General features: G+C 66.0%; 13 protein-coding genes. All 13 read left to right on the plus strand.

Going from position 1 to position 12230, the window contains the following annotated elements:
* Positions 1-163 precede the first annotated feature (163 nt).
* The 13 genes from secY (at position 164) to eccB (ending at position 12212) form a co-directional block, all read left to right on the plus strand.
* A complete protein-coding gene (gene secY / locus CKJ85_RS03070; RefSeq protein WP_095277887.1) occupies positions 164-1492 on the plus strand; it encodes a preprotein translocase subunit SecY in 1329 nt (442 codons plus the stop codon).
* On the plus strand, positions 1492-2043 hold the full coding sequence (locus CKJ85_RS03075) for an adenylate kinase (RefSeq protein WP_095277884.1): 552 nt from the start codon (positions 1492-1494) through the stop codon (positions 2041-2043). Before secY ends, CKJ85_RS03075 begins: the two co-directional genes overlap by 1 nt.
* A 96-nt stretch (positions 2044-2139) precedes the next feature.
* Complete coding sequence (gene map, locus CKJ85_RS03080) at positions 2140-2931, plus strand: type I methionyl aminopeptidase (RefSeq protein ID WP_095553376.1); 792 nt, start codon at positions 2140-2142, stop codon at positions 2929-2931.
* Between the two features lie 59 nt (positions 2932-2990).
* Entirely contained in the window at positions 2991-3857 is an 867-nt protein-coding gene (locus tag CKJ85_RS03085; RefSeq protein WP_198947136.1) for a L,D-transpeptidase, read from the plus strand.
* A 183-nt stretch (positions 3858-4040) separates the two neighbouring features.
* The gene (gene infA, locus CKJ85_RS03090) at positions 4041-4259 is read left to right on the plus strand and encodes a translation initiation factor IF-1 (RefSeq protein ID WP_095277878.1); all 219 of its coding nucleotides are present in this window, start codon (positions 4041-4043) and stop codon (positions 4257-4259) included.
* A 179-nt stretch (positions 4260-4438) separates the two neighbouring features.
* Complete coding sequence (gene rpsM, locus CKJ85_RS03095; protein ID WP_038588440.1) at positions 4439-4807, plus strand: 30S ribosomal protein S13; 369 nt, start codon at positions 4439-4441, stop codon at positions 4805-4807.
* A gap of 3 nt (positions 4808-4810) precedes the next feature.
* On the plus strand, positions 4811-5212 hold the full coding sequence (rpsK, locus tag CKJ85_RS03100; protein WP_095277876.1) for a 30S ribosomal protein S11: 402 nt from the start codon (positions 4811-4813) through the stop codon (positions 5210-5212).
* Positions 5213-5239: 27 nt separating this feature from the next.
* On the plus strand, positions 5240-5845 hold the full coding sequence (gene rpsD / locus CKJ85_RS03105; protein WP_095277872.1) for a 30S ribosomal protein S4: 606 nt from the start codon (positions 5240-5242) through the stop codon (positions 5843-5845).
* A gap of 114 nt (positions 5846-5959) precedes the next feature.
* Positions 5960-6973: a DNA-directed RNA polymerase subunit alpha gene (locus tag CKJ85_RS03110; protein WP_095277869.1), complete on the plus strand. Its 1014-nt coding sequence runs from the start codon at positions 5960-5962 to the stop codon at positions 6971-6973.
* 66 nt (positions 6974-7039) lie between these two features.
* A complete protein-coding gene (gene rplQ, locus CKJ85_RS03115) occupies positions 7040-7516 on the plus strand; it encodes a 50S ribosomal protein L17 (protein WP_095277866.1) in 477 nt (158 codons plus the stop codon).
* Between the two features lie 269 nt (positions 7517-7785).
* The gene (gene truA / locus CKJ85_RS03120) at positions 7786-8637 is read left to right on the plus strand and encodes a tRNA pseudouridine(38-40) synthase TruA (RefSeq protein WP_233126924.1); all 852 of its coding nucleotides are present in this window, start codon (positions 7786-7788) and stop codon (positions 8635-8637) included.
* A gap of 50 nt (positions 8638-8687) precedes the next feature.
* The gene (locus CKJ85_RS03125; RefSeq protein WP_095553377.1) at positions 8688-10859 is read left to right on the plus strand and encodes a DUF6541 family protein; all 2172 of its coding nucleotides are present in this window, start codon (positions 8688-8690) and stop codon (positions 10857-10859) included.
* Between the two features lie 57 nt (positions 10860-10916).
* Positions 10917-12212 (plus strand): type VII secretion protein EccB, encoded by a 1296-nt coding sequence (eccB, locus tag CKJ85_RS03130; protein WP_095553378.1) that lies wholly within the window; start codon positions 10917-10919, stop codon positions 12210-12212.
* Positions 12213-12230: the final 18 nt, after the last annotated feature.

The following is a 12230-nucleotide window of genomic DNA, read 5'->3' on the forward strand; positions in this document are numbered from 1 at the left end:
CTAAGCCTCATGCGAGTCGAGTGTTCGCAAGATGGGCTGCTAGGGTAGTGGGGTCAAATATGTACGGGTGAGCTTTAGTATGCCTTTTGGCAGGTAGGGCGGCTCGTAGTTCATACTGTTCGCAATCTCCTGCTTATTTTTGCAGTGGGAGCCAGGAGGCTTTGTGTCCGCTATTCTTCAGGCGTTTAAAGATCAGGATCTACGCCGCAAGATCCTGATCACGCTCGCCCTTATGATCCTGTACCGCGTCGGTGCCCAGATCCCCACGCCAGGCGTGGATTACGGCCTGATCCACTCTCGCCTGGAGGAGATCTCCCAGGGCGATCAGGCGACGATGTTCTCCATCATCGGGCTCTTCTCCGGCGGCGCGCTCCTGCAGCTGTCCATCTTTGCCATCGGCATCATGCCGTACATTACGGCGTCCATCATCGTGCAGCTGCTCACCGTGGTGATCCCGAAGTTTGAGGAGCTGAAGAAGGAGGGGCAGTCCGGTCAGGCAAAGATGACGCAGTACACGCGCTACCTCACCGTGGCGTTGGCGCTCCTCCAGTCCGCCGGCATCGTCGCGCTGGCTGACCGCGAGCAGCTGCTTGGCCAGGGTATGCCCGTGCTGGTTGAGGACCGCAACGTGTGGACCCTCATCATGATGATCATTGTCATGACGTCGGGCGCCATCATCATCATGTGGCTCGGCGAGATCATCACGGAGAAGGGTGTGGGCAACGGTATGTCCCTGCTCATCTTCGCCGGCATTGCCACCAAGCTCCCGTCCGAGGGTGCGATCATCTTCCAGAACTCCGGCGGAGTTGCGCTCGCGGTGGTTATCGCGGCCATCATCGTGCTCGTCGTGGGCATCATCTTCATCGAGCAGGGCCAGCGCCGCATCCCGGTGCAGTACGCCAAGCGCGTCGTTGGCCGCCGTCAGTACGGCCGCACCGCGACCTACCTGCCGCTGAAGGTAAACCAGGCCGGCGTGATCCCGGTCATCTTCGCCTCCTCGCTGATGTACGTGCCGGTGCTGATTACCCAGATCGTGAACATGAACAAGCCGACCCCGCCGGACAACTGGTGGATGAACCACGTCATGGCGTGGCTGCAGAACCCGGGCTCCTGGCAGTACATCGTGGCTTACTTCATCATGATCATCTTCTTCGCGTACTTCTACGTCTCGGTGCAGTACGACCCGGTCGACCAGGCTGAGAACATGAAGAAGTACGGTGGATTCATTCCGGATATTCGTCCGGGCCGCCCGACCGCGGAGTACCTCGGTTATGTGATGAACCGTCTGCTGGTGGTCGGCTCGCTGTACCTCGCTGTGATTGCGATCCTGCCGAACCTGGCGCTCGACGCCGGCCTGGCTGGCTCCGGCCGCATGGGTATGAGCGCGTTCGGCGGCACGGCTATCCTGATTATGGTGTCCGTGGCCCTGACCACGGTCAAGCAAATTGAATCCCAACTCCTGCAATCCAACTACGAAGGACTTCTGCGATAATGCGTCTCGTACTTCTTGGCCCTCCCGGTGCCGGCAAGGGCACCCAGGCGGCGATCCTCTCCGAAAAGCTGGGGATCCCGCACATTTCCACCGGTGACCTGTTCCGCGCCAACATCGGCGAGGGTACCCCGCTCGGCGTTGAGGCGAAGAGCTACATCGACGCCGGCAAGCTCGTGCCTACCGACGTCACCGCGCGCATGGTCGAGTCCCGCCTCCAAGAGGACGACGCCAAGAATGGCTTCCTCTTGGACGGCTTCCCGCGCACCGTCGAGCAGGCGGAGATCCTCACCGAGCTGCTGGAGAAGGCCGACACGAAGCTGGACGGCGTGCTCAACTTCGTCGTCGACGAGGATGTTGTCGTCGAGCGCATGCTCGCCCGCGGCCGCGCCGACGATAACGAGGAGACGATCCGCACCCGTCTCTCCGTCTACCGCGACGAGACTGCGCCGCTGATCGACCACTACGGCGACCAGATCATTTCTATCGACGCCGTCGGCGACGTTGATGAGATCAACGCCCGCGCGATGGAGCAGCTGCAAAACCTCAAGTAAGGGCGGACGACGAAGAGGGCCGGTGTGCGTGGCGCACCGGCCCTCTTTCTGTGCACAGCACCTACTGCCCCAAGAACTCGAAGAAAGGCCCGACCGATGGGTTTCAGAAGACGCAAGATTCCCGCCAAGACACCAGCGGAACTCGACGCCATGGAGGCCGCCGGCCGGATCGTCGGCGAAGCGCTGACGGAGGTCCGCGCCGCCGCCCGGCCAGGAATGAGCACCCTCGACCTGGACCGGATCGCGGAGTCCGTGATCCGCGACCACGGCGCGACACCCACGTTCCTGGGCTACCAGGGTTTCCCGGGCTCCATCTGCGCCTCGGTGAACGCCGTGGTGGTGCACGGCATCCCGAGCGAGAACGTCGTGCTTGCAGAGGGCGACCTCGTCTCCATCGACTGCGGTGCCACGCTCAACGGATGGGTCGGCGACTCTGCGCTGAGCTTTGGCATTGGTGAGTTGGCACCGGAGGTAGACGCGCTGAACAAGGCCACCGAGTGGGTCCTGGAGCAGGGCATGAAGGCGATGCGTCCGGGCAATCGCCTCACCGACGTATCGTCCGCGCTCGAGCAGGCGACCTGCACCGCCGAGGACCGCTTCGGAGTAGTGGTGGGCATCCTTGACGGCTACGGAGGCCACGGCATCGGCCGCACCATGCACGAGGAACCCTTCCTGGCCAATGAGGGGCGCCCCCACCACGGGCCGGTCATCCAGGAGGGATCCGTCCTGGCGATCGAACCGATGCTCATTCTCGGCGGAGAGTATGACTCCTATGTGCTTGGCGACGGCTGGACGGTCGTCAGCGCCGACGGGTCACCTGCGGCGCACTGGGAGCACACCGTCGCCGCGACCTCCGACGGGCCGCGGGTGCTTACCCCGCGCAAATAACACACCGTTTATGCGTGCCTGACTATCAAAACTTGGCGGAAGTAGTTAAACTGCTGTCTATGTCTTACCAACCCCGCCACGCAAAGCCGTCGGCAACCAAGCGCCGTGCGGCTGCCGTTGCCGCCGCTGCAGGCGTCATTGCTTCCCTGGCCGCCAACCCGATCGCAGCCAACGCGGCCCCGGCCGCACCGGCTCCGCAGCCCGCGCCGAATGCGGGTTCTTCCTTCGCCTCGCTGTCTTCCGAAGCCGGCCTGGACGGCTTCCTGAAGAGCGCGAACATCCAGCTGCAGAACCTGGGCACAAGTGCCGATCAGGCAGTGCGGGACGCAGCTTGGAACCTGCGCACCACCCTGCGCACCCAGGCAGACAGCCTGGCCGCACTGAACCCGGACCTGCCCGCGCAGGCAAAGGAGTCCATCGACCAGATGGTTGAGGCGCTGTTCCCGGGCCTGATCGAGGAGCGCACCCCGAAGCCGAAGCCGGCTCCGGCACCTGCCCCCGCCCCGGCCCCGGCCCCGGCTCCGGCACCCGCCCCGGCTGAGCAGCCCGCACCGGCACCGGCCCCGGCCTTTGACTACGGCTCCTGCCCGAAGGACGCGAAGGCGTGCGTGGACGTTGACGGCCGCCGCTCCTGGCTGCAGAACAACGGGGAGATGTACTACACGGCCGACCTGGTCGGACCCGGCCGCCCGGGTCAGGAGACCCCGCGCGGTACCTTCTACGTCAACCGCAAGGTGAAGGACGAGATCTCGTACGAGTTCAACAACGCGCCGATGCCGTACGCCACCTACTTCACCAACAACGGCATCGCCTTCCATCAGGGCGATCCGTCGATCCTTTCCGCTGGCTGCGTCCGCATGTACCGCGCTGACGCGCAGCGTTACTTCAACGATCTGCAGATCGGCGACAAGGTTTACGTCTACTAGGACAACGTAGCGTCGATAAGCGCTGCACCCCGCTCTCCACTTCATGGAGGCGGGGTTTGTGTTTGTGCAGGTAGTTGGCTAACATAGTCGTTTGGTGTGCAGGCATTCCGTCTGCGCGCTCTGTAGCACACGTGAAATACGACTAGTACCTGCGGAAACGCGGGGCTGTAGGAAGTGGATTGAATGGCAAAAGAAGGCGCAATTGAGGTTGAGGGCCGCGTAATCGAGCCCTTGAAGAACGCAACGTTCCGTGTCGAGCTCGACAACGGGCACCAAGTCCTTGCCCACATCAGTGGCAAGATGCGCCAGCACTACATCCGCATCCTTCCTGAGGACCGCGTCGTCGTGGAGCTTTCCCCGTACGACCTGGACAAGGGTCGTATCACCTACCGCTACAAGTAACTACGTAAGCCTCCTTGCCCAGACGCGCGGGTTTGCCCGCGGCGTCGACTACCTCCGGCCACGGTGGCTGGAGCCGCGCGAGTCTCAACCCATCCTCCGGCTCGGTCCGGACAAAGCGTTGTTTGGCGTGGGCGGGTAGGGAGAAAACCACCGTAACAACCCGAAAGGAACGTAGCCACATGGCACGTCTCGCTGGTGTTGATCTCCCGCGCAACAAGCGCATGGAGATCGCGCTCACCTACATTTACGGCATCGGGGCTACCCGTGCCAAGGAACTGCTCGAGAAGACCGGCATTTCTCCTGACCTGCGCACGGACAACCTGAGCGACGATCAGCTCGCAGCCCTGCGCGACGCAATCGAGTCCTCCTACACCGTCGAGGGCGACCTGCGTCGTGAGGTGCAGGCTGACATCCGCCGCAAGATTGAAATCGGCTCCTACCAGGGTCTGCGCCATCGTCGTGGCCTGCCCGTCCGCGGCCAGCGCACCAAGACCAACGCGCGTACCCGCAAGGGCCCGAAGAAGACTATCGCAGGAAAGAAGAAGTAACATATGCCTCCGAAGACTCGTTCCGGCGCGCGCCGCGGTCGTCGCGTCGTAAAGAAGAATGTGGCCGCTGGCCACGCGTACATCAAGTCCACCTTCAACAACACCATCGTGTCCATCACGGACCCGAACGGTGCTGTCATCTCCTGGGCCTCCTCCGGCCACGTCGGGTTCAAGGGCTCCCGTAAGTCCACCCCGTTCGCCGCGCAGATGGCTGCTGAGAACGCCGCCCGCAAGGCGATGGATCACGGCATGAAGAAGGTTGACGTCTTTGTCAAGGGTCCCGGCTCCGGCCGCGAGACCGCTATCCGTTCGCTCCAGGCCGCCGGCCTGGAGGTGTCCTCGATCTCGGACGTGACGCCGCAGCCGTTCAACGGCTGCCGTCCGCCGAAGCGTCGTCGCGTTTAAGGCAGAAAGGAAAAGAGGTAAAACACCATGGCTCGTTATACCGGCCCTGCTACCCGTAAGTCCCGTCGCCTCCGCGTCGACCTCGTCGGCGGTGACATGTCCTTCGAGCGTCGCCCGTACCCCCCGGGGCAGGCTGGCCGCGCTCGCATCAAGGAATCTGAGTACCTGCTCCAGCTGCAGGAGAAGCAGAAGGCTCGCTTCACCTACGGCGTGATGGAGAAGCAGTTCCGTCGCTACTACGAGGAGGCCAACCGCCTCCCGGGTAAGACCGGCGATAACCTGCTGATCCTCCTGGAGTCCCGTCTGGACAACGTCGTCTACCGCGCAGGTCTGGCTCGCACCCGCCGCCAGGCCCGTCAGCTGGTTTCCCACGGTCACTTCACCGTGAACGGCAAGCGCGTCGACGTCCCGTCCTACAAGGTCACCCAGTACGACATCATCGATGTCCGCGACAAGTCCCGCAACATGCTCTGGTTCGAGGACGCGCAGGATAACCTGCTCGACTCCGTCGTTCCGGCTTGGCTGCAGGTCGTTCCGGACACCCTGCGCATCCTCGTGCACCAGCTGCCCGAGCGCGCTCAGATTGAGGTGCCCCTGCAGGAGCAGCTCATCGTCGAGCTTTACTCGAAGTAACCCAGGTTGCTTCGCCCCGCGCTCGTTGCTTATCGACGCTTCCGTGCGCGGAATCTTCCAAACACATCCGTTCCTACCGGCTTCAAATAGCGGGAGCCGATAAAGGAGAAGTTCATGCTCATCTCTCACCGTCCGCAGTTGACCGAGGAGTACATCGACACCAACCGCTCGAAGTTCGTCATCGAGCCGCTCGAGCCTGGTTTCGGCTACACCCTCGGTAACTCCCTGCGCCGTACGCTGCTGTCGTCCATCCCGGGCGCGGCCGTGACCTCCATCAAGATCGATGGTGTGCTCCACGAGTTCACGACCATCGCTGGTGTGAAGGAGAACGTTTCCGAGATCATCCTCAACATCAAGGACCTGGTGCTGTCCTCCGACTCCGACGAGCCGGTTGTCATGTACCTGTCCGTCGAGGGCCCGGGCAACGTCACTGCGGGCGACATCGAGCCGCCGGCTGGCGTGGAGATCCACAACCCGGATCTGCACATCGCATCGCTGAGCGAGCAGGCTCGTCTGGAGATGGAGCTTGTTGTCGAGCGCGGCCGCGGCTACGTCCCGGCCATGCCCAACGCGGGCGGGGAGCCCGGCCGTATCCCGGTCGACCAGATCTACTCCCCGGTCACCCGCGTCGCCTACAAGGTTGAGGCGACCCGTGTTGAGCAGCGCACCGACTTTGACAAGCTGATCATCGACGTGGAGACCAAGAACTCCATGGCAGCGCGCGACGCCCTGGCTTCCGCAGGCTCCACCCTGGTGGAACTGTTCGGCCTGGCCCGCGAGCTGAACACGGCGTCCGAGGGCATTGAGATCGGCCCCTCCCCGCAGGAGACCGAGTTCATCGCCGCGTACAACACGCCGATCGAGGACCTGAACTTCACCGTGCGTTCCTACAACTGCCTGAAGCGCCAGGAGATCCACACCGTCGGTCAGCTCGCAGAGTGCACCGAGTCCGAGCTGCTGGACATCCGGAACTTCGGCCAGAAGTCCATCAACGAGGTCAAGATCAAGCTCGCTTCGCAGGGCCTGACCTTGAAGGATGCTCCGGAAGATTTCGACCCGACGCAGATCGAGGGCTACGACGCCGAGACCGGCGACTTCGTCGATCCCAGCGGGGATGAGACCGAGTAACACTCGCGTAAAGCCGAGTAACACGTAAGAGCACGCGCTCAACTAACGCACACGAGGAGTACGAAAATGCCTACCCCTAAGAAGGGTGCCCGTCTCGGAGGGTCCGCCAGCCACCAGAAGCACATTCTGTCCAACCTGGCTATCTCCCTCTTCCAGCACGGCGCAATCAAGACCACCGACGCGAAGGCACGCATGCTGCGTCCCTACGCCGAGAAGCTGATCACCAAGGCAAAGAAGGGCACCGTGGCAGACCGCCGCGCAGTCGCCGCTGAACTGCCGAACAAGGAGATCGTTGCTTACCTGTTCAACCAGCTCGCGCCCCTGTTTGAGGGCCGCGAGGGCGGCTACACCCGCTCCATCAAGCTGGAGAACCGCGCGGGCGACAACGCCCCGATGACACAGATCTCGCTCGTCCTCGAGCAGACCGCGTCCACGGAGGCTGAGCGCACCGCACGCGCTGCCGCTTCCAAGCAGGCAGACGCCGAGGCAGCCGAGTCCGCTGAGGCTCCGGCAGCCGAAGAGGCTGAGTCCGAGGAGAAGTAGGACTAGCCACGGCTAGCTCCCGCGCCTCCGGGCCCGCGGCGGCCCCTCCCGATTCGTTCGGGAGGGGCCGTTTTGCGCGTTCCGGGCCCGTTTCGCGCGGTGTGTTCGCGGTGTGTTTCGGTAGATACCGATAGTAAGAACCCGATAAGGCCGTTCTGGGGCGTCTCTTCGGGGTCTTAGTATCGGTATCTGCGGTGATGGGCCGGCGACGGGGCCGGCGGCGGGCACGCCGCGCGGCCACGCCCGCGCTGTTTGCTAGCCTTATGCGAATGAACGACGCAGCGCAGCACGACCCAGACCTGATGCGGGTGCGGCTGGACATCGCGTACGACGGCACAGAGTTTCACGGTTGGGCTCGGCAAACGTCGGGCGTGCGCACCGTGCAGGCCACCATTGAGGACGCGTTGTCGCTGGTCCTGCGCACGCCGATCACGCTCACCGTCGCTGGCCGCACCGACGCCGGCGTCCACGCCACCGGCCAGGTCGCGCACGCCGACATCCCGCGTGCCTCGCTCGAGCAGCGCTCGCTCGGCGGCGACCCGACGCGCCTGGTGCGCCGCCTGGCCAAGCTCCTTCCGGAGGACGTGCGCGTCTTCGGGGTCCGCGAGGTCAACCCGCTTTTCGACGCCCGCTTCGCCGCCCTTTCACGCTCCTACACCTACAAGGTGACCACCAACCCGGCGGGTGCGGTGCCGACCCGGCGCGCCGACACCGCCGTGTGGCCGAAGCCGGTGGACCTCGCGCGCGTGCAGGAGGCGGCGTCGCAGCTGGTGGGGCTGCACGACTACGCGGCGTTTTGCAAGCCGAAGGAGCACGCGACGACGATTCGGCAGGTGCAGGAGTTTGGGTGGGCGGAGACGTCGGCAAGCGTGCTCGAGGCGCGCATCACCGCGGATGCCTTTTGCTGGAACATGGTGCGCGCGCTGGTGGCGGCGTGCTTGACGGTGGGGGAGGGGCGTCGTGAAGCGGAGTGGGTCACGAGGCTGCTCGGGGAGCGCGCGCGGAACCCGGAGGTCCCGCTGGCGCCGGCGCGCGGGCTGACGCTGACGCGGGTGGACTATCCGCACGAGAGTGCGTTTGCAGAAAGAATCGCGACGACGCGCGACCGGCGCACACTGTAGCGAACCCAAAGGCCTAGAATGCTAGCGAAGTATCAGAGCGAGGAGGAACGATGACACCAGTTGCAGCCGCGTGGTTTGCCGTCCCGTTCTTCTTGCTGCCCGGGTTTCTGTTCAACCTCATCGCGGGCGCGAAGGGGCCGCGGGCGCTGGCCGCGGCGCTGCCGGTGAGCTTTGGCATCTTCGGTATGAGCGCCTGGGTGTGGGGGCTGACGTCGGCGCCGCTGGACCTGTGGACGCTCGGCGTGAGCCTGGTCGTCGCGTTCGCTGCGGCAGCGGTGTGGCGGTACGCGTTTGCTCGCAAGGCGCGGCGCGGCGGTGCCGTGACGTGGCGGCGCGCGCTCTTCCCCGGGGACTGGCGGAAGGGCAGCCTGCTGGACCTGTACTGGCTGCTGCCCACCGCGGGCGTGGTGGTTGGCGCGTGGCTGCTCATTAGCGAGCGCCTCGACTGGCTCGTGCGCTCGCCGCACGGCGTGTACAACATCGTCCAGGGGTGGGACGTGCAGTGGCACGCCAACCTGGTGCGCTTCATCATGGATGAGGGGATTGCCTCGCCAACCAGGCTGGGCGAGCTGCAGAACGTGGAGACGCACGCGCAGCTGCTCTACCCGTCGGCGTTCCACACCGGCATCGCGATGTTTGGCAAGGTAGCCGGGCTGGACCCGATCCCTACGCTGAACATCGGCATGATTGCGCTGACGGGTCTGGCACTGCCGGCGACGGCGGCGTGCATGGCCTTTGCGTTCCTGCGCTCGCGCGGGCTGACCGCGCAGATTGCGGGCGGGCTCGCGGCGATCCTTGTGACCGTCGCCCCGCAGCTCATCTGGGTCGGCGACTACGTGGGCATGTGGCCGTACCTGTTTGCCATGTCGCTGACCGGCATGGTCATCTGGCAGTTCGTGCGGGTCCCAGCCGAGCGCATCACGGCGCTGCCCGCGCTGGTGGGGCTGCTCGGCGTGCTCACCGCCCACCCGGCGGCGGTGACCGTGGTGGTCATCGGCGTGGGCCTGTACTGGCTGACCTCCACGCTGGTCGCGCCCGAGCGCGGCCGAATCAGCGATACGTTGTGGCTGGCGGCCCCGGGCATCATCGGCGCGGTGCTGTACCTGCCGCAGGTGTTCGCCGGCTCGGCGCAGGCCGAGGAGGTGTCGGGCTGGAAGCCCGTGGAGAGCGAGGACCTGGACAGCGGGTGGGCGGCCGCGTTCACGATGGGCACCCGCCACGTGCACCAGCTGTTCCCGGGCTTCGACCCGACCGTGCTGCTGTGGCTGGCGGGGCTGGGCGCGGTGGCGTTGGTGGTGTGGCGCCGCCAGGTGTGGGCCCCGCTGTTCTACGCCATCTGGCTCGCCATCGCGGCGAACGCGCTCGCACCGGTGGGCGGCCCGCTTTCCGGGCTGCTCACGCTGGTGGGCAACCTGCACTACAACACGGCGCACCGCCTGATCTTCCCGGTGGCGCTGTCGGTGGCGGTCGGCGCGGCGATCGGGGTCGCGGTGATGATCCGCCTGTTCACGCTCGCGCCGGTGGCCGCACGGCTGGGCTCCCGGGGGTGGGAGAAGGGGAGCGGGGTGGCGTCGATAAGCATTGCCCTGGTGCTCGCCCTGATTGGCACGCCGATGGTGCAGGCCGGCGCTGTGGACGGCGAGCGGCGCGCGTTTGACGGCGGGCGCAATGATGACCGCATGGTTGATGACGATGACCTCGCCGCCTGGGATTGGCTGGCCACCCAGCCCGCGGCGTGGAACGGCACGATCATGGGCGATCCGGCCGACGGCCACTCGTGGGCCTACGCGTACAACGGGCTGCCCACGCTGTCGCGCCACTACCTGTGGCCGACCGGCGGGCTGGGCTCCAACATGGACATCACCTACTGGGCCGCCCGCGAGATCGGCGAGGGCCTGCGCGGCGACCCGACCGCGAAGAACATCGTGGACGAGGGCGCGGAGGCGCTGAACATCAAGTTCTACATGCTCAGCCCGGGCGCGTTCTGGCCGATCCAGCTGGAGCGCCTGCAAATGCAGCGCGGCTTCTGGACCTCGCGCGGCCTCACGCCCGTCTACCGCAAGGGCGATGTGGTGATCTTTGCCGTCAACGAGCAGTTCACCCGCGCTGAGCTCGAGGGCATGATTAACGACGCCCACGAGCACGGCTCCGACACGCTCTACCAGCTCGAGCCCGCGAACGGCGGGGCGGGTTACGCTGCGGGGGCAGCGCCTTTGCAGTAGCCTGAAGCGGTCCGGTTCGGGGGAGCCGGGTTCAGACCGCTGGAGGGGGATGCACACATGGCGCGTTTGCTGCCAACGACAAAGACGCAGGTGTCCGGGCACCGGTTCCTGCGGCGCAGGGTGGAGCACGGCCTGATTCTCGGCGACATCCGCATGATCCACGACCCGCTGTCCTCGCGCCGCCGCGCGATGATCTTCGGGCTAGTGGCGGTGCTGATGATCTCGGGCGTGATGGGGCTGTTTGCGTGGATGCGCCCGAACCCGGACCCGGGCGAGGCGGCGGTGATCCGCGCTGCGGACGGCAGCCTGTTTGCGCGCGTGGACGACACCGTGCACCCGGTGACCAATCTGACCTCGGCGCGTCTGATCGTGGGCGCGCCGGAGGAGCCGGTGCGCGCGGGCGACGAGCACCTGGCCGCGCTCGCCCGGGGCGTGCCGGTGGGGATCGGGGTCGCGCCGTCCGTGTTCGCCCCCGAGGACGCCGAGGACACGCACTGGTCGGCGTGCACCGCGCCCGGCGACGCCGTCGTGGTGCTCGCCGTGCCCGCGCAGGCGCCCCTGCTTGCCGAGGACACCGCGCTCCTCGCCGAAGCCGATGGCCGCGAATGGCTGGTCACCCGCGACGGCCGCACGCAGTTGCCGCCGCCGGCCACGCCGGAAGGCCGCGTGATCCGCCGCGGGCTCGGCATCGACGCCACCACCCCGCGCTGGCGCCCGCCAGCCCCGGTCCTCGGCGCGCTCCGCGAGCACCCGCCGTTCGCCCTACCCAACCCACTGCCGCGCGTGATCCGCACCGGCACCAGCGACTGGGCGGAAACCTCGCGCGGGGTGCAGGAAATCACCAGCGCCCAGGCGCAAATGCTTATCGACGCCGGCGCCATCCCCTCCGAACTCACACCCCAAGCAGTCGGCGACCGGCCCGACGCCGAGCCCCCGGTGGACATCCGCCTGCCAGCCAGACTCGTCCGCTTCCTCGACCCGGCGGGCGCGGTTGCCGGAGCAGATGCGGCTGATGGCTCTGATGCCGCTGATGGAGCGCTTGCGACCTGCGCGACCGAAGGTGGCGGGGCCGCTCACCTTCCTGCGAGCGAAGCGCTCGAGGGGAGTGTGTTGCTGTCCGGTGAGGGCCCCGCCACCCGCTTCGCGGGCCTTCCGAGTGGTGCGGTGGCCGTGGACACCGGGCACGGCTACCACGTGGTGGACCAAACCGGGGTTCGCTACGAGGCGCCCGACGCGGGAACGCTGGAGACCGTGGGCGCTGCGCGGACCGAGCAGGTGCCGTGGTCGATCGTGCAGCTGCTGCCGGCGGGCGAGCGGCTTACTCGCGAGGCCGCGCTGACAGCGACCTACTAGCAAGCAGCTTCTTACTCT

Origin of the sequence: Corynebacterium sp. NML 150383 (assembly GCF_002285085.1) — a bacterium.
In the GTDB taxonomy this organism is placed as follows: domain Bacteria; phylum Actinomycetota; class Actinomycetes; order Mycobacteriales; family Mycobacteriaceae; genus Corynebacterium; species Corynebacterium gottingense.